This window comes from Roseomonas sp. E05, from assembly GCF_030063475.1.
Taxonomy (GTDB): Bacteria; Pseudomonadota; Alphaproteobacteria; order Acetobacterales; family Acetobacteraceae; genus Pseudoroseomonas.
Genome location: NZ_JASIRT010000027.1, coordinates 37,462 through 56,956, shown reverse-complemented (window position 1 = coordinate 56,956; position 19,495 = coordinate 37,462). Strand labels below are relative to the sequence as shown.

The window sequence follows — 19,495 nt, the reverse complement described above, 5'->3', positions numbered from 1 at the left end:
TGGATGGATGGTCGGAATCACCCTGAGCCCGGAGCAGATCCGCGCCGCGCCGCCGCAGGTGCGCCGCTGGCTGGAGCAGGAGGTCGCCGCCTCCCTCGGCCTGGCCGGCATGGCCGAGCCCGCCCCGCATCCCGAGCCGCCGCATCTTGTTGGCTGCGGGGTCCGGGAGGTGGAAGCGATCTTCTCGTTGATCCAGGGCCTGCTGCCGGTGGTCAATGTCTTCCTGGAGCTGGGGCGCGACACCGGCCGGCGGCTGCCGAACGGGATGCACGCCTTCGGCCTGCTGGACATCCAGAGCCACACCCAGCTTGGCACGCCGGAGCAGGTGCTGAACTGCCTGGAGATGATCAATCGCGCGCTGCGCCAGGTCTCCGGCGATCCCCATGCGACGCTGTTCGGCCTCGATGAGCGCGCCAACTGCTTCGTGGCCGAGGAGACCCATCAGGCCATCCGGCAGTTCTGGCAGCAGCTGGTCGCCGGGCAGGGGCCGGGCGTGGCTCCCGGGCGGGGGGACGGTCTCGGCGCGCCGGTGCCGCCCCAAGGGATGGAGGCACGCGGCTTCGCCCCCGCTCCGGCCGGGGACGGCGCCGCGCCGCACTGACGCGCATTGATGGTGGACCCCGCCCCGCGCGCCGGGGGCGGGACACCTTCAGGCCGCCGCCTGCGCCTGCGCCCAGTCCACGATCTGACGCGCCGGCATGGCGCCGCTCACGCGTGCCACCTCGCGGCCGCGGGCGAAGAGGGCGAGGGTCGGGATGCTGCTGATCCCAAGCTCGGCGGCGAGGCGCGGCGCCTCTTCCGTCGAGACCTTGAGCAGGCGCATCCGCGGCTCCAGGGCCGGCGCGGCCGCAGCGAACTGCGGCGCCATGGCGCGGCAGGGGCCGCACCAGGAAGCCCAGAAATCCACCAGCAAGGGAATCTCGCTGTTGCGGAGATGGCGGCGGAACCGTTCCTCCGACAGGGCGGCCGGCTGCGCCGTGAAGATCTGCGCATGGCACTGCCCGCAGCGCGGCCCGTCGCTCAGGCGTGCGGCGGGCAGGCGGTTGGTGGCGTCGCAATGCGGGCAGACGACCTGGACATGGCCGCTCATGATGCCGCCTTTGCTTCCGGCAGGTTCACCGCGCCGTTCCTCGCCGTGACCGGGATCACGAGGTAGCGCACGCCATTGCTCTCCGCCTCCGGGAACCGGCCGGCGCGGATATTCACCTGGATGGAGGGCAGCAGCAGGGCAGGGGCCGCCAGCTTGCTGTCGCGCTCGGTACGGAAGCGCACGAAGTCCTCCTCGGTGGAGCCATCCTTCACATGCGGGTTGTGCGCGCGTTGCTCGGCCACGCTGCTCTGCCAGGCATAGTGGTCGCGGCCGGGTGCCTTGTAGTCGTGGCACATCCAGAGGCGCGTCTGCGGCGGCAAGGCGAGCAGGCGCTGGATGGAGCGGTAGAGCGCGCGCGCATCGCCGCCGGGGAAGTCGGCGCGTGCGGTGCCGTAGTCGTGCATGAACAGCGTATCGCCGACGAAGACGTCCGAGGCCTCATCCGGCGCCGCATCGGCGGCGAGCACGCGATAGGCGACATCGGCGGGCGTGTGGCCGGGCACATGCAGCACCTCGACGGTGAGCCGCCCGAGCGGGAAGCGCTCGCCGTCACGGAACAGCCGGTCGAAGTCGCCGCCCCCGGGGCGCAGGTCCTCGGCATGAAAGACCGGGCGGAAGATGCGCTGCACGTCCTTGATATGCTCGCCGATGCCGATCGGCGCGCCGGTGCGCGCCTTGATGTAGGGCGCGGCGGTCAGGTGGTCGGCATGGGCATGGGTCTCCAGCACCCAGCGAACCGTCACGCCCGCCTCGGCGGCGGCGCCCAGGATGGCGTCGGCCGAGCGGATATCGGCCTCGCCGGAGCGGTTGTCCCAGTCCAGCACGGGGTCGATCACGGCACCCTCCCGGGTGGTCGGGTCCCAGATCAGATAGCTGACGGTATTGGTCGGCTCGTCGAAGAAGGCGCGGATGACGGGCTTGCTCACGGGTTCCTCCTTCGCCCCGGAAAGGGGCTTGAAAACAACATAAGATCATTCTTATTAAGTTCAACGCTATATACGGGCTCGCCAGTGCGAGGCAGGCGCTTCTCCTGCGCTTGCAGCAACGATGGAGAAAAGGGCGGCAACGGCGGCATGGATGCCTTGCCCGCCTTCTCCACGGCACCTCGTCGGCCGGGAGCCAGGAAACGAACCTCTGAAGGGAATGAGGACGATGCTGAAGACGATCACCCCCGCGGAAGCGGCGCGCCTGCTGCGCGAGGAGGGTGCCGCCCTGGTCGATGTGCGGGAGCCGGACGAGCATGCGCGCGAGCGCATCCCTGGCGCCCGCAACCTGCCGCTCTCGCGGCTGGAGGAGGTGGAGCTTGCCGTGCAGCAGGGCCGCCCGGTGGTGTTCCACTGCCGCAGCGGCGCCCGCACGCAGGCCAATGCCGCGCGCCTGGCCGACAGGGTATCCTCCTGCGAGGCCTATGTCCTGGAGGGTGGCCTGGACGCCTGGAAGCGGGCCGGCTTGCCGGTCGCGGAGGACCGACGCCAGCCGCTGGAGCTGATGCGCCAGGTGCAGATCGCGGCGGGCTCCATGGTGCTGCTCGGAGTGATGCTGGGCGCGCTGGTCTGGCCCTGGTTCTATCTGCTTTCCGCCTTCGTCGGCGCGGGGCTGGTCTTCGCCGGAATCACCGGCAGCTGCGGGCTGGCCCGCGTGCTGCGGCTGATGCCCTGGAACCGCCGCCTGCCCATCGCGGCGGCCGCCTGAACCACGGCAAGAGGGGCGCCGGTGGAGCGGCCGCATCGCACGCCGCCGCTATTCGGCGGCGGTGTCGCGCAGCCGCCCACCCGTCAGGGCCTGGAGTTCCGCGGCCTCCAGCGTCTCCTTCTCCAGCAGGCGGTGCGCCGCCTCGTCGAGCGTGCCACGCCGCTCCTTCAGCAGGCCGATGGCGCGCTCGAAGGCCTGCTGCACGATGCCGCGCACCTCGCTGTCGATGGCTGCGGCGGTTTCGTTGGAATACATGCGCTCCTGCATGGCACCGGCCAGCGGGTCGGGCGCGAGGAAGCTGCGGCTGTCCTTCTCCAGGGCCACCTGACCGAGCCGGGCGGACATTCCGTAGCGGGTGACCATGGAGCGGGCGATGTCGGTCACCTTGGCGAGGTCGTCGGCGGCGCCGGTGGAGAGATGGCCGAAGACGATCCACTCCGCGGCGCGGCCGCCGAGCAGCACGGCCATCTTGTTCTCCAGCTCCTGCGCGGTCATCAGGAAGCGGTCCTCGGTCGGGCGCTGGATGGTGTAGCCGAGCGCGCCGACGCCGCGCGGGATGATGGAGACCTTGTGCACGGGGTCGGCGCCCGGGGTGGCCAGCGCCACCAGCGCATGGCCCATCTCGTGATAGGCGACGATCTCCCGCTCGCGCGGGTTGAGCAGCCGGTTGCGCTTCTCCAGCCCCGCCACGATCCGCTCCACCGCGTTGTCGAAGTCGCGCATCGCCACCAGCTCGGCGCCGCGCCGGGTGGCGAGCAGGGCGGCCTCGTTCACCAGGTTCGCCAGGTCGGCACCGGTGAAGCCGGGGGTCAGTGCCGCCACCTTCTCCGGGTCCACTTCCGGCGCCAGCTGCACCTTGCGCAGATGCACCATCAGGATGTCGATGCGGCCCTTGCGGTCCGGCCGGTCCACCAGCACCTGGCGGTCGAAGCGGCCGGCGCGCAGCAGGGCGGGATCGAGGATCTCCGGCCGGTTGGTGGCGGCCAGCAGCACAAGCCCGCCACTGGTATCGAAGCCGTCCAGCTCTGCCAGGAGCTGGTTCAGCGTCTGCTCCTTCTCATCATGCCCGCCGAAGCCGCCCACGCCGCGGGCGCGGCCAAGCGCGTCCAGCTCGTCGATGAAGATGATGGCCGGCGCCTTCTCGCGCGCCTGGGCGAAGAGGTCGCGCACGCGGGCGGCACCGACGCCGACAAACATCTCGACGAACTCGGAGCCGGAGATGGAGAAGAACGGCACCTTGGCCTCGCCGGCCACCGCCTTGGCGAGCAATGTCTTGCCGGTGCCGGGCGGGCCGACCAGCAGCACGCCCTTCGGCATCCGTCCGCCGAGCCGGCCATAGCGCTCCGGCGCCTTCAGGAACTCGACGATCTCGCGCAACTCATCCTTCGCCTCGTCCACGCCGGCGACATCGGCGAAGGTGACGCCGGTGTCGTGCTCGACATAGACCCGCGCCTTGCTCTTGCCGACCTGCATCAGCCCGCCGATCCCCTGGCCGCCCATGCGCCGCAGGGCATACATCCAGATGCCGATGAACAGCAGGGTCGGCACGATCCAGGAGAGCAGATCGCGCAGCCAGGTACTCTCGACCTGCCCGCTGTAGCGGACATCGTAGCGCTGCAGGTCCTGCGCGAAGGCAGGATCGACGCGGACCGTGGTGAAGCGCGTCTCGCCGCCCGGCAGCGGCGTCTTCAGCCTGCCCTGGATGAAGCGGTCGGAAACGCCGATCTCCGCCACCTTGCCGTCGTGCAGCAGCTGCTCGAACTGGCTGTAGGGGATGGCGGCGACCTCCTGGTTGTTGGCCAGCATGTACTGGACCAGCATCAGCGCGAGGAAGGCGGCCACCCAATAGCCGATGTGGAAGCGTGCCTGCGGGTTCATCGGGCCTCCTCCCGGGGGATGCGCAGGCGGCCTGCGGACCTCATGGACGTGTCTTTCCTTTTCCATGCCGAGTGCGCGCGGACGCATGTTCCGGCCCATGCCGGCGGCACAGCGCTACCCCGCGGCAGGGCTTTCATCCGTCATCCGCCGGGCCAGTCAGGGCAGGCTGGCATAGTGCCAGGGGAGGGCACGCCAGGGGAGGATGCGCCAGCGCAGGCAAAGGCCTCGCTGCCCGCCACGATCTCCGCGATCAGCTGCGCCCGGTCATGGTCGGCCAGGGTGACCACCTCCTCATGCGGCAGGAGGGTATTGCCGAGAAGGCGCATGTAGATTGCGATCATGGCGTTCCTGTCGATCACCCTGCTCAGGTACTCGCGCATTGTATCCCCTGGTATCCGTCGTTTCTTGAAGCGATAGTTTTTGGCTTTCGCCTCGGGACAGGACGCGCAGTTGTTGCACGGGTGCGGGGCGCGGCGGCGGGGCGGACCGGCGCTGCGCGCCCCCTCAGGCCGGCCGGTGTTCGGGCAGATGCGCCACGATGTCGGGCAGCGGGGCGCGGACGAGATCCTTGTCCAGCGTGCCACGCAGGCGGTGGCGGGCGGCATCGCCGAGATTCCTCGTCAGCTGCCCCAGGAAGCGCGGCGGCGCGACCAGCATGAGGCGCGCGTAGCGGCCCTGCGCCGCATCGGCCTCCAGCTTCTTGGCCAGCTCGCGGGCGAAATCGGCTTCGGCCGCGTCGTGCGGATCATGCCGTGGCTCAACGGCGTGGCGCGCCCCGCCGACGCTCTCGACCACGCGGCCCGGCCGGTCGGAGGTGAGTTCCCGGGAGGGCGGAACCGCATTCCTGCACTCCTGCTCGGTCCGCTCCTGCCAGGCCGCGTTCAGGGCCGCCCGCTCCAGGATGCGCGCCCGCCCCGCATCCGCCACGAGAACCCACACCGGATGACCCTGCATCGTCCTGCTTCCCTTCTCTATCTCTGCGCCTTCAAGGCGGGTGCGGAGAGCTAGACGGATTTGAGGCGAGGAAACCATGACGCAGATCAACGGGCGCACGACACCGCGGCCGCATGATCAGCACCATGGCCGGCCGCGCCACGCGGGCCGCGGCCCCGGAGGGAGAACGGACAATGCTTCGAAGGCTTGCCGCGCTTGTGGTGCTCGCCCTGGGCGTGTCGGCGCTCCTGCCGGCAGTCGCGCAGATGCGGGAAGGAGATGCGGAGGAAGGGCGGCGCATCGCCGCCACCTGGTGCAGCAACTGCCACATCACCGGGGAAAGGCCGCCGCGATCGGCCGCCGACGCCGCGCCATCCTTCCGCAGCATCGCTGCCCGGCCCTCGACCGACGCCGCCTCGCTGCACGCCTTCCTGAGCGGCCCGCATGGCGCGATGCCGGACTTTCAGCTCAGCCGCGCCGAACGCGACGCCGTGGCGGCTTTCATCCTCAGCCTTCGCGGGGAATAGGCAGCCGACGGGTCCGCGCGGCACCATCAGGGTCGTATCTGGCCTTCCACCATGCGCCGGCTCTGCTACGATCATAGTACTGGTGCTGCCATGCATCTGATGCCGTGCACCGGTGCGCAGCGCCTGGATGCATGCGCGCGGGCGGTGTGGCATGACCGCCACGCCGGAAAACGGAGCGCCGGGAAGGCCGCGAGCGCGCGAGCCGGGCCAAATTCCACCAGAGGACGCAAACAACCGCACATGCCTGCCCGTGGAGCCGTCCCGACCCTTCTTCTTGATTGCCAGCAGGCGGTCCAGGGCTTCACGCCGGAGGCGGCGGCGATCCTCGGCCTCGGCGCGGAGGATATCGGGCAGCCTTTCGCGGCCTTCCTCGCGCGCGCAGGGCTCCACGGGCTGCAGGACGCCGTGGCGGATGCGCTGCGGACCGGCGAGCTCCGCCAGGGTTCCCTGACGGCGCGGGGGGGCGCCCGGCGCTGGCAGGCCCTCCTTATGCCGGGCGGGGAGATGCTGACGATCGCCCTGCTGGAGGACGCCCATCGCCCGGCCGTCCCGCCGCAGCACGCGGCTGACCAGGAGGCTGACCTCCTCGAAGCCCTGCCGATGGCCGCCATGCTGCTCGGCTCCGACGGCACGGTGCAGGTGGTGAACGCGGCCTGGCGCAGCCTGGGCGGGGCTCTCCGATTTCCCGGCGCCAGTGCCGTCCCCGGCGAGAACTACGCCGAGGTCAGCACCGGGAGGGAGGCGTGCGACCGCGATTCGGCGCAGAAGGTGGCTGAGGGCCTGCGTGCGCTTCTCGCGGGAGAGCGGGAGCGTTTCGAGGTGGAGTATCCCTGCCCGTGCGGCGCCGAGCCGCGCTGGCTGCGTCTGGCCGCCGTGGCGCGGCCGCCGGAGCGGGGCGGCAAGGGCGTCAGGGGCGTCGTCGTCCTGCAGGAGGACGTGACCGAGGCGAGGCTGGTGCAGGCCCGCATGCTGGAGCGGGAGGCGCATCTGCGCTCAATCCTGGACACCGTGCCCGACGCGATGATCGTGATCGACGAGCATGGCACCGTCCTCTCCTTCAGCGCCGCCGCCGAGCGCCTGTTCGGCTTCACCGCCGCCGAAGCCTGCGGGCGCAATGTCAGCCTGCTGATGCCCTCGCCCTACCGCGAGGCGCATGACGGTTATCTGCACCGCTACCTGCGCACCGGCGAACGGCGGATCATCGGCATCGGCCGGCTTGTGGTCGGCCAGCGCAAGGACGGCAGCACCTTCCCGATGGAGTTGTCGGTCGGCGAGGTCAACCGCGACGGCCGGCGCCTGTTCACCGGCTTCGTGCGCGATGTGACGGAGCGGCAGGAGACGGAGGCCCGGCTGCAGGAACTGCAGACCGAGCTGCTGCAGGTCTCGCGGCTGAGCGCGATGGGGCAGATGGCGGCGACGCTGGCGCACGAGCTGAACCAGCCGCTGACCGCCACGGCCAACTACCTGCGCGCCTGCCAGCGGCTGTTCGACGCGGGCGGGCTGGACCTGGCGCGGGTGCGCGAGGCGGTGACGCTGGCGGCCGAGCAGACCTTGCGCAGCGGACAGATCATCCGCCGCCTGCGCGACTTCGTCACCCGTGGGGAAACCGAGAAGCAGCCGGAGAGCACGGTCAAGCTGGTGGAGGAGGCGAGCGCGCTGGCGCTGGTGGGCGTCAAGGAGCGTGGGGTGGCGGTGCGGCTGCGGCTCGACCCGCGGCTGCCGCGCATCCTGGCGGACCGCGTGCAGGTGCAACAGGTGCTGCTGAACCTGATCCGCAACGCCATCGAGGCGATGGACGACATGCCGCGGCGTGAGCTGACGGTGGCGGCGGAGGCGCATGCGGAGGGGGTGGAGTTCAGCGTCGCCGATACCGGCGGCGGCCTGGCGCCGGAAATCGCCGCCCATCTGTTCTCCCCCTTCCTGACCACCAAGCGCAGCGGCATGGGGGTCGGCCTGTCGATCTGCCGTACCATCGTCGAGGCGCATGGCGGCCGCATTCGCGCCGAGCCCAATCCCGCCGGTGGCACCATCTTCCGCTTCACCATTCCCGTCGCGCCGGAGGATGATGCGGAGCCACGCTGAGGCCCGGCTTCTGGCCCGATCCGGTCGCGGCTTCGAGGCAGGCAAGCAGGTCGTCCTGGGTGAAGGGCTTCTCCAGCACCCCGAGGGCGCCGAGTTCGGCCGCCCGACGCGTGATGGAGGGGCTTGGCATGCTGGTGACGAGCAGCGTCGGCGGCGCCAGGCCGGCGGCGCGCAACTGGGCGAGCAGCTCAAGGCCGGTGAGCTGCGGCATCTTGTGGTCCAGCACGAGGCAGGAGATGGAAGCCGGCCGCGCCTCCGCCAGGAACTGCGTGCCGGAGGCGTAGGATTCCACCTTGTAGCCCGCCGTTTCGAGCAGGAAGCGGAGCGAATCGCGGACGCCCGCGTCGTCGTCGACCAGAGCAATGATGCGGGGAGGCTGGCTGTCCATCGGAACTTCCGAGCTTCAGGCGCGTGCCGGGGAGTGGTGGGCGTCTGGATGAGCCTTTCTAAGCCGGGGAGGGCCTCCACGCGCTGATCTGCATCACTTGGAGGCGGCGGACCCTTCCTCCGCTCCTGGCTCGACCGCAACTCCGGCGCTGAGCGCCATGCGGACGAGTTCGGAGAGGTTGCGCGCGCCCATCTTCTCCATCACCCGGGCGCGGTGGACCTCCACCGTCCGCGGGCTGGCGCCGAGATCATAGGCGATGGTCTTGTTGGGATGGCCGGCCACCAGCCGCTCGAGCACCTGGTGCTCGCGCGGGGTGAGGCTGGCCAGGCGCGCCACGACGCGCTCGGTCTCCGCCTCGCGCTCGCGGGCCTTCCGGTCGGTTTCCAGGGCGGCGCGGATGGCGGTGAGCAAGGCCTCGTCGTCGAAGGGCTTCTCGATGAAGTCGAAGGCGCCCGACTTCAGGGCCTGCACCGCGATCGGTACGTCGCCATGCCCGGTCATGAAGATCAGCGGCAGCCGGAAACCGAGTTCCAGCAGGCGGCGTTGCAGCGCCAGCCCGTCCATGTCCGGCATCCGCACATCCGTGAGGATGCAGCCGGAGCGGAGGCAGGGTGCCACGGTCAGGAAGGCCGCGGCGGATTCATAGGTTTGCGCGGGGAGCCCGGCGCACTGGAACAGAAAGGCCAGGGAGTGGCGAACCGCTTCATCATCATCAATGACATGGACCGCGATGCCGGCCGCTGTCGGAGACGCATCTGGAGTCGTCACGGAAACAATCCTCCCGCCAAGTTGCGACGGATCCTGTAGGGCGGCCGCGGCTTCCGAAACGGCCGTGTCGGCCCATCCCCGGCGGCTCGCCCGGTTCCGAATACGCGGCTGCCCCGCCGAGGTCCAGGCCTGCCGGGATACCGAGGCGCGGCCTGCCATACGTAGATCCCCGTACGGATAATCCCCAATTTGTCGCGTTACGATAATGCGGCATAGCTGCGCGGTCGCGCCGCGTGAATCGGCGTAGGCGGGAGGCGGGGTCCGGCGCGGGGAAACGGGCGCGAATGCGCCTGCTGCGGGCAAGTTCCCCGGACCCTGCCTCTGCCGGGAAAGCGCCGCCAAGGAATGCCTGCGGCGGTTGCGAAAGCCGGCCGAGTCATCGCGAACATGGCGAGAATACCCGGCACGGCCTCAGGGTGACGGCTGAGCCTGGAGGAGAAGTCGAAGCGGCAGAGGACGGCATGAGCCGGCGAAGGTGGGCTACGCCATCAGGGCGAGCCCTATGGAGCATATGCGCGCGAGGCTATGATCAGGTACGGCTCTGCGATCCTGCTGGCGGGTGGCGCCCTTGCCCTCCTGCTGGCAGCCCTTCTTGCGCTGGCGGTCAGCCTCGGCGCCGTCGCCGAGGTGCGGGTGAGCGGAGAGCGGGCCATGGACGCGCTCCTGCGGGTCGAAGCGCTGTTCTCCGCCCTCAAGGACGCCGAAAGCGGCCAGCGCGGCTATCTGCTGACGGGGGACGAGACCTATCTCGCGCCGCCTCAGATGATGGCGGCGCGCATCGAGGAGAGGCTCGCGGCGGTCGAGGGCATCGCCAGCAACGACGCGCGCCGGCAGCACGTGCGGGCGATCACCGAACTCAGCCATGCCTGGCTGGAGGAGGCGCGGCGGGCGGTGGCGCTCCGCCAATCCGGCGGGCTGAACGCGGCCCTGCCTGCGGTGCTCGCGGGGGAGGGGCGCCGCATCATGCGCCAGCTCCGCGCGGAAACCCTCGCCTTGCAGGCCCTCATCCACCGCGAGGCCGATGCCGAGCAGCGGGGGCAGGGCTGGCGGGCCATGGCCAGCGCCGGCCTGCTCTTCGGCGCGGGCGTGCTGGCTGCACTGCTGCTCGGCCTGCTGATCCTCCTGCTGCGCCGCCGCCTGGCCCACCGGGAGCATTCGATCGAGGCGCTTCTTCAGGAGCGCGCCCGCACCGAGTTCGAGCGGATGTCCTCCGCCGTGCTGCTCGATGCCTTGCCGGTGGGTGTCCTGCTCTCCGACGCCGCAGGCCGGATCGTCCGCAGCAATGCCGAGGCGGCGCGCATCTGGGGCGGGCCCGCGCCTGCGGTCTCGGGCGCCGAGGGTGGCATGCCGGCCGAGGCCTGGTGGCTCGACTCCGGCGTGCCGCTGGCGCCGGGGGACTGGGCCATCTCGCGCGCGCTGCGCACGGGGGAGACCTCCGTCAGTGAGATGATCCGCCTGCGCGGCCTGGACGGCGGCGAGCGCGTGATCGTGAAATCCGCCGCGCCGGTGCGGGATGGTGGCGGGCGGCTGCTCGGCGCGGTGGCGATCGTGCAGGACGTCAGCGAGCAGCAGCATGAGCAGGACCGGCGGCTGGAGGCCGAGGCGCAGTATCGGGCGATCGTCGAGACGGCGGCGGATGCCATTGTCACCATCGACGAACGCGGCGTGGTGCACTCCGCCAACCCGGCGGTGACGCGGCTTTTCGGCCATGGGGCGGCGGAGGTGGTCGGCCGCAACGTCGCCATCCTGATGCCGGAGCGGATCGGCAGCGTGCATGATGGCGTGATCGCCCGCTACAACGCCACCGGGACGCCGCACGTCGCCTGGAGCGGCCGCGAGGTCACCGCGCGGCACAAGGACGGCAGCGAGTTCCCGGTGGAACTCTCCCTGGCGCGCTGGCGCGCCGGCGATGGTGGCTGGCGGTTCACCGGCCTGATGCGCGACATCTCGGAACGGCGGCGCGCCGAACGCGCCCTGCAGGAGAGCGACCGCAGGCTGCGCCAGCTGCAGGTGGAGTTCCTGCATGTCGCTCGCCTGACAGAGATCGGGCTGATGTCATCCACCCTCGCGCATGAGCTGAACCAGCCGTTGACCGCCGCCGCCAGCTATCTCGGTGGAGCTCGCCGGATGCTCGAGGCGGAGGACGCGCAGGTGCCCGCGCGCATCCCGGCGCTGCGGGACGCCCTGGCGCGGGCGGCGCAGCAGGTGGTTCATGCCGGGCAGATCGTCCGCCGGATGCGGCGCTTCGTCGCGCAGGAGGAAGCCGAGCGCTGCCCGGAGGATCTGGCTGCGCTGGTCGGCGGCGCGGCGGAACTGGTCACCTTTCCGGCGCGGCAGAAGAACGTCGCAGTGCGCCTCGCTCTCGATGCGGCAACGCCGTGGGTTATGGTGGACCGGATGCAGATCCGGCAGGTGCTGGTCAGCCTGATGCACAACGCGATCGAGGCGATGGAGGGCAGCCCGTGCCGGAGTCTCGTCGTCCGCATCGGCCCGCATGCCGGGGATATGGCCGAGATCGCGGTCATCGACACCGGCACGGGCATTGCGCCGGAGGTGGCGGATGACCTGTTCCTGCCTTTCGTGACGACGAAGCGCAGCGGCCTCGGGGTCGGCCTTTCCGTCTGCCGGACCATTGTGGAGGGGCATGGCGGACGGATCTGGGCCGAACCGAATCCGGGGGGCGGAACAGTGTTCCGCATCACGCTGCCCGCTGCCCCGCCGGCCTGACGGCACGGGCCGCGAGGCTCCTGCGGGGCGGCATACGTACTTCTCCCAATGGGGCAATTCCGAATTACGGGGTGGTCGCTCTTCCTTTACTCGTTCGCCGACACCGACTGCATGATGGAGCGCGAACATGCACATTGCTTCCCTCGCCCGCGGCGGCTCCGCTCCCGCGCTTCCCTTCCCGGCTCTGGACATGCTGAGCACCGGCGAAGGGCACGGCCTGCAGCCGGCTTTCGGCCATCCGCTGCGGCTTGAGCGCGGCGCCGAGATCTATGCCGAGGGCGCGCCGGTCGGCGATGTGTACAAGGTCGTCTCCGGCACCATCCGCACCTGCCGCTACCTGCAGGATGGCCGGCGCGTCGTGGCGGAGTTCGTGCTCGCCGGCGAGGCCTTCGGCCTGGATGGCGTGGACCACCACCACTTTTCGGCCGAGGCGGTCACCGAGGCGGTCGTCATCTCCTTTCCGCGCCGGCAGCTGAACGAGTGGGTGGACCACGAACTGCCTGCCGCCCGCGCCTGGCGCAACTTCATGATCGCCAAGCTGAGCGGCGCGCAGAGCCATTTCGTGCTGCTGGGCCGCAAGACGGCGGCGGAGCGCGTGGCCTCCTTCCTGCTCGACCTGGCCGAGCGCGGCAATTCCGGCGCGCTCGTGGACCTGCCGATGTCGCGCTACGACATCGCCGACCATCTCGGTCTGACGGCCGAGACGGTGAGCCGCATCTTCAGCGGCTTCAAGCGGGGCGGCATCATCGCCAACCGTGACTGCCGCAAGGTGCGGATCCTCGATCGCGCCCGGCTTGAGGCCGAGGCGAGCCGCGACATCCTCTGAAGTCCGCGCTGCGGCGGCCCGGCCGCTGCCGCCGCCCGCGCAGGCCGCCGCGCGCCCTTCGCGGCGCAGCGCGCCCCGCCGGCCGAAGGGAAACACTGCCACGATGCGACAGGACAGTGAACGAGGCGATGCGCCGGGCGAAGCCGCGCCGGCGCGCAGGTCCGGTTCCGTCCTGGCTGTCCGTGGCGCAGCGCTCGACATCCGCTTCTCCGCCGGGGCGCTGCCGCGGATCGACGAGGCGCTGCGCATCGCGCGGGACGATGCGGAGGACGTACTGCTCGAGGTGCAGAGCCATCTCAATGATGACAGTGTGCGGGCCGTGGCGCTCAACGCCACCGAGGGGCTGCGGCGCGGTGCCTCGGTGGAGGCCACCGGCGCGGCGCTGACCGTGCCGGTCGGCGATGCCGTGCTCGGACGCCTGCTGGATGTGATGGGGCGGGTGCGTGACCTCGGCCCCGCCCTCCCGGAAGGCACGCCACGCTGGCCGATCCACCGCCCGCCGCCAGCGCTGGCGCGGCAAAGCGCCGCCACGGAGATGTTCGAGACCGGCATCAAGGTGATCGATCTGCTGGTGCCCCTGGCGCGCGGCGGAAAGGCGGCGATGTTCGGCGGCGCCGGTGTCGGCAAGACGGTGCTGGTGATGGAGCTGATCCGCGCCATGGCCGAGCACTACCAGGGCATTTCGGTTTTCGCCGGAATCGGCGAGCGCTCCCGCGAGGGGCACGAGCTGCTGGACGACATGACGCATTCCGGCGTGCTGGCGCGCACCGTGCTGGTCTATGGCCAGATGAACGAACCGCCGGGCGCGCGCTGGCGCGTCGGCCTGACGGCGCTCACCATCGCCGAGTATTTCCGTGACGCGCAGCACCGCAACGTGCTTCTGCTGATGGACAACGTGTTCCGCTTCGTGCAGGCGGGCAGCGAGGTTTCCGGCCTGCTCGGCCGCCCGCCTTCGCGCGTCGGCTACCAGCCGACGCTGGCCACCGAGGTGGCGGCGCTGCAGGAGCGCATCGCCTCGGTGGCGGGCGCCGCCATCACCGCCATCGAGGCGGTCTATGTCCCCGCCGACGACTTCACCGATCCCGCCGTCACCGCCATCTCGGCGCATGTGGACAGCATGCTCGCGCTCTCCCGCGGCATGGCGGCCGAGGGCATGTATCCCGCCATCGATCCGCTTGCCTCCTCCTCCGTGCTGCTCGACCCTTCGGTGATCGGCGATGAGCACGCGGCGCTGGCAGCGCGCGCCCGGCAAGTGCTGGCGCGCTACCGCGAACTGCAGGACGTCATCGCACTGCTCGGCGTCGAGGAGCTTGGCACGCAGGACCGACAGGCCGTGGCGCGGGCGCGGCGGCTGCAGCGCTTCCTGACGCAGCCCTTCGGCGTGACCGAGGCCTTCACCGGCACGCCGGGCCGCTCGGTGCCGCTGACCGAGACGCTGGCGGGCTGCCGCGCCATTCTGGCGGGCGAGACGGACGACTGGGCGGAGAGTTCGCTCTACATGGTCGGCGACCTGGCGGAGGCACGGCAGAAGGAGGATGCCCGCCGCCGGAAGGAGGCGGCATGAGGTTGCTGATCACCGATCCCGTGCAGGTGCTCGCGGACCATGCGGATGTCATCGCCCTGCGCGCGGCGGATCCCAGCGGCGGCTTCGGTATCCTGCCCGGCCATGCCGACCTGCTGACGGTGCTGAGCGTCTCCGTCGTTGTCTGGCGCCATCAGGATAATCGCACCGGCTGCTGTGCCGTGCGCGGCGGCGTGCTGACGGTGCGCGGCGGCCAGGAGATCGCCATCGCCACGCGCGAGGGGCAGCTCGGCGAAGATCCCGAGCAGCTTGAGCACACTGTGCTGGCGAACTTCCTTGCCGCCGCCGAGGCGGATCGCAACGAGCGCGTGGAGGCCACGCGGATGCACCTGCAGGCAGTGCGGGAGATCGTCCGCATTCTGCGCTCCGGCGCGGCCGGGCCGGGTCTCATGCCATGACCGTGCCGGACCGGCCGCAGGGCAACGGGCTGCTGCACTCCGTACGCCTGTATGCGGCGCGGCGGCGACGCGCGCGGCGCGAGGGCGAGCCGGGCGTTGCACGCTATCTCGCGCAGGTCGGCACGCTGGGCTGGATGGTCGTCACGCCGGCGCTGATCGGCCTGTTCCTCGGCCGCTGGCTCGACCGCAGCTTTGGCACCGGCATCTTCTGGAGCGCGCCGCTGCTGATGCTCGGTGTGGCGCTGGGCTGCTGGTCGGGCTGGCGATGGATGCACCGGGAATGATGATGCTGACCGACACTGTCTGGTTTCTTCCGGGCTTCCTGCTGGGCCTGCTGCACTTCCGCACGCTGCGCCGCAATGCCGCGCTCTACCTCGGCGGCAGCGCGCCGAAGGCGGTGGCGCTGCATCTCGGGCGCATGGCGATGACGGCGGGTGGGCTGCTGCTGGCCGCGCGCGCGGGCGCCTGGCCGCTGCTCCTCGCCACGGCGGGGCTTCTGCTCGCACGGCTGCTGACGGTGCAGCCGGCGAGGGCGGAGGAGGGCTGAGAGAATGGAATCGCCCCTCGCCACCCATGTCGCCTTCCATCTTGGCCCGGTGCCCATCACCACACCGGTGCTGACAAGCTGGGCCATCATGCTGCTGCTTGCCGGCGGCGGCTGGCTGCTGACGCGCCGCCTGGTGCTGCGCCCGGGCAACACGCAGGCCGCGCTGGAACTCGTGGTGGACACGCTGGAGCGACAGATCCGCGACACCATGCGGACCGAGCCCACACCCTATCTGCCGCTGGTCGGCACGCTGTTCCTGTACATCTTCGTCGCCAACTGGTCCTCGCTGGTGCCGGGGGTGGAGCCGCCCACCGGTGCCATCGAGACGGACGCGGCGCTGGCGCTGATCGTCTTCGCCGCCGCCATCGCCTTCGGCATCCGGGTGCGCGGCCTCGGCGGCTATCTGCGCAGCTTCGCGCGTCCCAGCATCATCATGGTCCCGCTGAACCTGTTGGAGAACATCACCCGCACCTTCTCGCTGGTGGTCCGGCTGTTCGGCAACGTGATGAGCGGCATCTTTGTCATCGGCATCGTGCTGTCGCTGGTCGGGCTTCTGGTGCCGGTGCCGCTGATGGCGCTGGAACTGCTGACCGGCGCCGTGCAGGCCTACATCTTCACGGTCCTGGCCATGGTCTTCATCGGCGGCGGCATCGAGGACGAGGCGCCGCACGTGGCGCAGGAGGAGAGCAACTCATGAACCTCATCGAGATCGTCAGCATCCTTGGCGCCGCGCTTGCCGTGTCCTTCGGCGCGATCGGCCCGGCGCTGGCGGAAGGGCGCGCGGTGGCGGCGGCGATGGATGCCATCGCCCGCCAGCCGGAAGCCGCCAACACCATCTCCCGCACGCTGTTCGTCGGCCTCGCCATGATCGAGACGATGGCGATCTACTGCCTGGTCGTGGCATTGCTGCTGCTCTTCGCGAACCCCTTCCGGGGCTAGGCCAATGCGGATCGACTGGTGGACGCTCGGTCTGCAGACCGTCAACGTCCTCGTCCTGATCTGGCTGCTGCAGCATTTCCTGTTCAAGCCGGTGAAGGCCGTCATCGAGGCGCGGCGCGTGGCCGCCGGCAGGGTGCTGGAGGAGGCCGAGGCCGACCGCGCCCGGGCGCAGGCCGAGGCCGCAACCCTGGAGGCCCGGCGCCGCGACTTCGCGGCCGAGGGCGAGAAGATCCTGGCAGAGGCGCGTGCCGCCGCCACGGCCGAGCGCGACGCGCTGCTGGCCGAGGCGCGCCAGGAGGCGGCCCGGCTGGAGGCGGAGGCGCGCGCCACGCTCGGCCGCGAGCGCGAGGCGATGCGGCAGGCGCTTGAGGCGCAGGCGGGCGAATTGGCCGTCACCATCGCCCGCCGCCTGCTTGCGCTGCTACCGCCCGCGCAGGTGACGGCGGCGCTGCTGGAGGCCCTGGTGCAGGAAACGACGCGGCTGCCGCCTGAGGCACGGCGCGACCTGGCCGCGGCGCCGGAACCGGTGGTGGTGGCGACCGCCACGCCGCTTTCCCCCGCCGAGCAGGAGGCCTGGCGCGCACGGCTGCGGCAGGCGGTCGGCGGCGGCGCGGACTTCGCCTTCCGGCACGAACCGGCGCTGATCGCCGGCGGCGAGTTGCAGGGGCCGCACACGCTGGTGCGCCGGAGCTGGCGCGCCGACCTCGACCGCCTTGCCCATGCGCTCACCCTTGCCCCGCAGGCCGGCGATGTCCACCAGCTGGCTTGAGCGCGCGCGCCGGCGGGTCGAGGCCGTGGACCTCCGGGCGGAGCAGGAGGAGATCGGCCGCGTCGCGCGCGTCGGCGACGGCATCGCGCTGATCTCCGGCCTGCCGGGCGCGCGCCTTTCCGAGGTGCTGCGCTTCGACAAGGGCCAGCTCGGCTTTGCCCAGGTGCTGGAGCAGGACCATATCGGCTGCGTGCTGCTCGATGAGGAAACCGGCATCGAGGCGGGCGACGTGGTGCGCGGCACCGGCGCGGTGCTGCGCGTCCCGGTCGGGCCGGGGTTGCTCGGCCGCGTGGTGGACCCGCTGGGACGGCCGCTGGACGAAGGCGGCCCCGTCACGGCGGAAGGCCACGCGCCGATCGAACAGCCGGCGCCCAGCATCATCGAGCGCGATCTCGTCAGCGAGCCCGTGCAGACCGGCCTCCTGGTGGTGGATGCGCTCTTCGCCCTCGGCCGCGGCCAGCGCGAGCTGATCGTCGGCGACCGCACGACGGGCAAGACCTCCGTGGCGGTGGATACCGTCATCAGCCAGCGCGGCAGCGACATGATCTGCGTCTATGTCGCGGTCGGGCAGAAATCCTCGACGGTGGCGCGGATCATCGACGCCATCCGCCGGCACGGCGCGCCGGAGCGCTGCATCTTCGTCGTCGCCGGCGCCGCCGAGGCGCCGGGGCTGCAATGGATCGCGCCCTTCGCCGGCTTCACCATGGCGGAATACTTCCGCGACCGTGGCCAGCACGCGCTGGTGGTGGTGGACGACCTCACCAAGCATGCCGCGACGCATCGCGAGATCGCGCTGCTCACCGGCCAGTCACCGGGGCGCGAGGCCTTCCCGGGCGACATCTTCTACCTGCACTCCCGCCTGCTGGAGCGCGCCGGCAAGCTCTCCGCGGCGCGCGGCGGCGGCTCGCTGACGGCGCTGCCGATCGCCGAGACCGAGGCCGGCAACCTCAGCGCCTACGTGCCGACCAACCTGATCTCCATCACCGACGGCCAGATCGTGCTGAACGCCATGCTCTTCCACGAGGGCCAGAAGCCGGCGGTGGATGTCGGCACCAGCGTCAGCCGTGTCGGCGGCAAGACGCAGGCCTCGGCGCTGCGGCACGTCACGGGCACGCTGCGGCTGGACTACGCGCAGTTCCTGGAGCTGGAGAGCTTCACCCGCTTCGGCGGCATGTCCGACAGCCGCGTGAAGGCGCAGCTCGCGCATGGCGCGCGGATGCGGGCGCTCCTGTCGCAGCCCCGCTTCACGCCGCTGCGGCTGGTGGACGAGGTGGCGCTCGCCCTGGCGCTGCAGGAGGGCCTGCTGGACGCCCTGGGGCTCGATGCGGTCGCCGCCTTCCGTGCCGCGGTGCCCGGCTGGCTGGACCAGCAGGCGCCCGGCATTGTCGAGGTGGTGCAGCGCACGCACGCGCTGGAGGAGGCCCCGCGTGCCGAGTTGCTGGCTGCGCTGCGGCGGCTGGCGGAGCGCGGGAAGGGCGCCGGGGAATGACCGGCCAGCTCGCCGAGATCTCCGCGCGCCTCGGCACCGTGAAGCAGCTCGATGCGGTGGTCGGCGCGATGCGCGGCATGGCCGCGGCGCGCGCGCAGCAGGGGCGGAACCTGCTGCCGGCGATCCGCACCTATGCCGGGGTGGTTGCGCAGGCCCTGGCGCAGGCGCTGCAACTCCTGCCGGCCGGGCTGGCCGCCGCTCCTGTGGCGCCGGGGCAGCGCGGCCTGATCGTCTTCTGCGCCGAGCAGGGCTTCGCCGGTGCCTTCACCGAGCGGGTGCTGGACATGCTGTTGCGCGAGGGCGGTGACAGCGAGCTATTCCTGATCGGCTCGCGCGGCGCGGCCCGTGCGGCGGAGCATGGCCTGCACCCCGGCTGGACCGCCGCCATGCCACCGCATGTGGACGGCCTGGCAGGGCTTGCCAACCGGCTGGGCGACGCGCTCTACACGGCGATTCACACCAGGGCGCTGACCCGGATCGAGATGCTGCTGCCGGACTGGAATCCGCAGCAGGGCCTGCAGGTGGCGCGCCGCCCCTTGCTGCCGCTGGACCCGGGCCGCTTCGCGACTCCGCACTCCCGCAATCCGCCGCTGGTCAACCTGCCGCCGGCGCAGCTTGTCGAAGGGCTGGCCGAGGAATACGTCCATGCGCAGCTCCGCGAGGCCGTGACCATCGCCTTCGCCGCCGAGAACGAGGCGCGCATGACGATGCTGACCGCCGCGCGCGGCAATATCGGCCGCATGCTGGAGGAGCTGGGCATGCAGGAGCGGCAGGTGCGGCAGGAAAGCATCACCGCCGAGGTGGTCGAGCTGGCCGGCGGCTCCCGCGCCGTCGCCGCGCGGGGCTGACATAGGTCAGGG

General features: G+C 71.1%; 22 protein-coding genes. 15 read left to right on the top strand and 7 right to left on the bottom strand.

Features of this window, described 5'->3' with window-relative positions; translation table 11 throughout:
• Positions 1–7: 7 nt before the first annotated feature.
• Entirely contained in the window at positions 8–601 is a 594-nt protein-coding gene (locus QMO56_RS20665; RefSeq protein ID WP_283528913.1) for a hypothetical protein, read from the top strand.
• 48 nt (positions 602–649) lie between these two features.
• On the opposite strand, the gene trxC is transcribed toward QMO56_RS20665, so the two are convergent.
• Both trxC and QMO56_RS20655 read right to left on the bottom strand, forming a co-directional pair.
• Positions 650–1,090, bottom strand: a complete 441-nt coding sequence (trxC, locus tag QMO56_RS20660; RefSeq protein ID WP_283528911.1) for a thioredoxin TrxC — start codon at positions 1,088–1,090, stop codon at positions 650–652.
• Positions 1,087–2,016, bottom strand: a complete 930-nt coding sequence (locus QMO56_RS20655) for an MBL fold metallo-hydrolase (protein WP_283528909.1) — start codon at positions 2,014–2,016, stop codon at positions 1,087–1,089. The genes trxC and QMO56_RS20655 overlap by 4 nt, the downstream gene beginning before the upstream one ends.
• 226 nt (positions 2,017–2,242) lie before the next feature.
• Here QMO56_RS20655 and QMO56_RS20650 point away from each other — a divergent pair, with 226 nt between their 5' ends.
• Positions 2,243–2,782, top strand: a complete 540-nt coding sequence (locus tag QMO56_RS20650) for a rhodanese family protein (RefSeq protein WP_283528907.1) — start codon at positions 2,243–2,245, stop codon at positions 2,780–2,782.
• Positions 2,783–2,830: 48 nt separating this feature from the next.
• Here the strand turns inward: QMO56_RS20650 and ftsH are convergent, their stop codons facing one another.
• From ftsH to QMO56_RS20635, 3 genes are all read right to left on the bottom strand, one after another.
• Positions 2,831–4,660 carry an ATP-dependent zinc metalloprotease FtsH gene (gene ftsH / locus QMO56_RS20645; protein WP_283528906.1) on the bottom strand — a complete coding sequence of 610 codons (1,830 nt, stop codon included), beginning with the start codon at positions 4,658–4,660 and terminating at the stop codon, positions 2,831–2,833.
• Positions 4,661–4,800: 140 nt separating this feature from the next.
• Positions 4,801–5,001, bottom strand: coding sequence for a hypothetical protein (locus QMO56_RS20640; RefSeq protein ID WP_283528904.1), 201 nt, complete (start codon positions 4,999–5,001; stop codon positions 4,801–4,803).
• Between the two features lie 163 nt (positions 5,002–5,164).
• A complete protein-coding gene (locus tag QMO56_RS20635; protein ID WP_283528902.1) occupies positions 5,165–5,614 on the bottom strand; it encodes a host attachment protein in 450 nt (149 codons plus the stop codon).
• 173 nt (positions 5,615–5,787) lie between these two features.
• Between QMO56_RS20635 and QMO56_RS20630 the strand changes: the two genes are divergently transcribed.
• Together QMO56_RS20630 and QMO56_RS20625 are read left to right on the top strand one after the other, a co-directional pair.
• Positions 5,788–6,120, top strand: a complete 333-nt coding sequence (locus tag QMO56_RS20630) for a cytochrome c (protein WP_283528899.1) — start codon at positions 5,788–5,790, stop codon at positions 6,118–6,120.
• 240 nt (positions 6,121–6,360) lie between these two features.
• Positions 6,361–8,202 (top strand): PAS domain-containing sensor histidine kinase, encoded by a 1,842-nt coding sequence (locus QMO56_RS20625; RefSeq protein ID WP_283528897.1) that lies wholly within the window; start codon positions 6,361–6,363, stop codon positions 8,200–8,202.
• On the opposite strand, the gene QMO56_RS20620 is transcribed toward QMO56_RS20625, so the two are convergent.
• Both QMO56_RS20620 and fixJ read right to left on the bottom strand, forming a co-directional pair.
• Positions 8,159–8,590 carry a response regulator transcription factor gene (locus QMO56_RS20620; protein WP_283528896.1) on the bottom strand — a complete coding sequence of 144 codons (432 nt, stop codon included), beginning with the start codon at positions 8,588–8,590 and terminating at the stop codon, positions 8,159–8,161. The two genes, QMO56_RS20625 and QMO56_RS20620, sit on opposite strands and share 44 nt — an antisense overlap.
• Positions 8,591–8,683: 93 nt before the next feature.
• A complete protein-coding gene (gene fixJ / locus QMO56_RS20615) occupies positions 8,684–9,517 on the bottom strand; it encodes a response regulator FixJ (protein WP_349362376.1) in 834 nt (277 codons plus the stop codon).
• Between the two features lie 366 nt (positions 9,518–9,883).
• Here fixJ and QMO56_RS20610 point away from each other — a divergent pair, with 366 nt between their 5' ends.
• The 11 genes from QMO56_RS20610 to QMO56_RS20560 all read left to right on the top strand — a co-directional run bounded on the left by QMO56_RS20610 (position 9,884) and on the right by QMO56_RS20560 (position 19,483).
• Entirely contained in the window at positions 9,884–12,085 is a 2,202-nt protein-coding gene (locus tag QMO56_RS20610) for a PAS domain S-box protein (protein ID WP_283528894.1), read from the top strand.
• 127 nt (positions 12,086–12,212) lie between these two features.
• Positions 12,213–12,911 (top strand): helix-turn-helix domain-containing protein, encoded by a 699-nt coding sequence (locus QMO56_RS20605; RefSeq protein ID WP_283528892.1) that lies wholly within the window; start codon positions 12,213–12,215, stop codon positions 12,909–12,911.
• A 103-nt stretch (positions 12,912–13,014) separates the two neighbouring features.
• Positions 13,015–14,475, top strand: coding sequence for a F0F1 ATP synthase subunit beta (gene atpD / locus QMO56_RS20600; RefSeq protein ID WP_283528890.1), 1,461 nt, complete (start codon positions 13,015–13,017; stop codon positions 14,473–14,475).
• Complete coding sequence (locus QMO56_RS20595; protein ID WP_283528888.1) at positions 14,472–14,891, top strand: F0F1 ATP synthase subunit epsilon; 420 nt, start codon at positions 14,472–14,474, stop codon at positions 14,889–14,891. The genes atpD and QMO56_RS20595 overlap by 4 nt, the downstream gene beginning before the upstream one ends.
• Positions 14,888–15,175 carry an AtpZ/AtpI family protein gene (locus tag QMO56_RS20590; protein ID WP_283528886.1) on the top strand — a complete coding sequence of 96 codons (288 nt, stop codon included), beginning with the start codon at positions 14,888–14,890 and terminating at the stop codon, positions 15,173–15,175. Before QMO56_RS20595 ends, QMO56_RS20590 begins: the two co-directional genes overlap by 4 nt.
• Complete coding sequence (locus QMO56_RS20585) at positions 15,172–15,438, top strand: ATP synthase subunit I (protein ID WP_283528884.1); 267 nt, start codon at positions 15,172–15,174, stop codon at positions 15,436–15,438. Before QMO56_RS20590 ends, QMO56_RS20585 begins: the two co-directional genes overlap by 4 nt.
• A 4-nt stretch (positions 15,439–15,442) precedes the next feature.
• The gene (locus QMO56_RS20580) at positions 15,443–16,135 is read left to right on the top strand and encodes a F0F1 ATP synthase subunit A (protein ID WP_283528882.1); all 693 of its coding nucleotides are present in this window, start codon (positions 15,443–15,445) and stop codon (positions 16,133–16,135) included.
• A complete protein-coding gene (locus QMO56_RS20575; protein WP_283528881.1) occupies positions 16,132–16,377 on the top strand; it encodes a F0F1 ATP synthase subunit C in 246 nt (81 codons plus the stop codon). The genes QMO56_RS20580 and QMO56_RS20575 overlap by 4 nt, the downstream gene beginning before the upstream one ends.
• Positions 16,378–16,381: 4 nt before the next feature.
• Entirely contained in the window at positions 16,382–17,146 is a 765-nt protein-coding gene (locus tag QMO56_RS20570; RefSeq protein ID WP_283528879.1) for a hypothetical protein, read from the top strand.
• Positions 17,127–18,635, top strand: coding sequence for a F0F1 ATP synthase subunit alpha (locus QMO56_RS20565; RefSeq protein ID WP_283528877.1), 1,509 nt, complete (start codon positions 17,127–17,129; stop codon positions 18,633–18,635). Before QMO56_RS20570 ends, QMO56_RS20565 begins: the two co-directional genes overlap by 20 nt.
• Complete coding sequence (locus tag QMO56_RS20560) at positions 18,632–19,483, top strand: F0F1 ATP synthase subunit gamma (RefSeq protein WP_283528876.1); 852 nt, start codon at positions 18,632–18,634, stop codon at positions 19,481–19,483. Before QMO56_RS20565 ends, QMO56_RS20560 begins: the two co-directional genes overlap by 4 nt.
• Positions 19,484–19,495 lie beyond the last annotated feature (12 nt).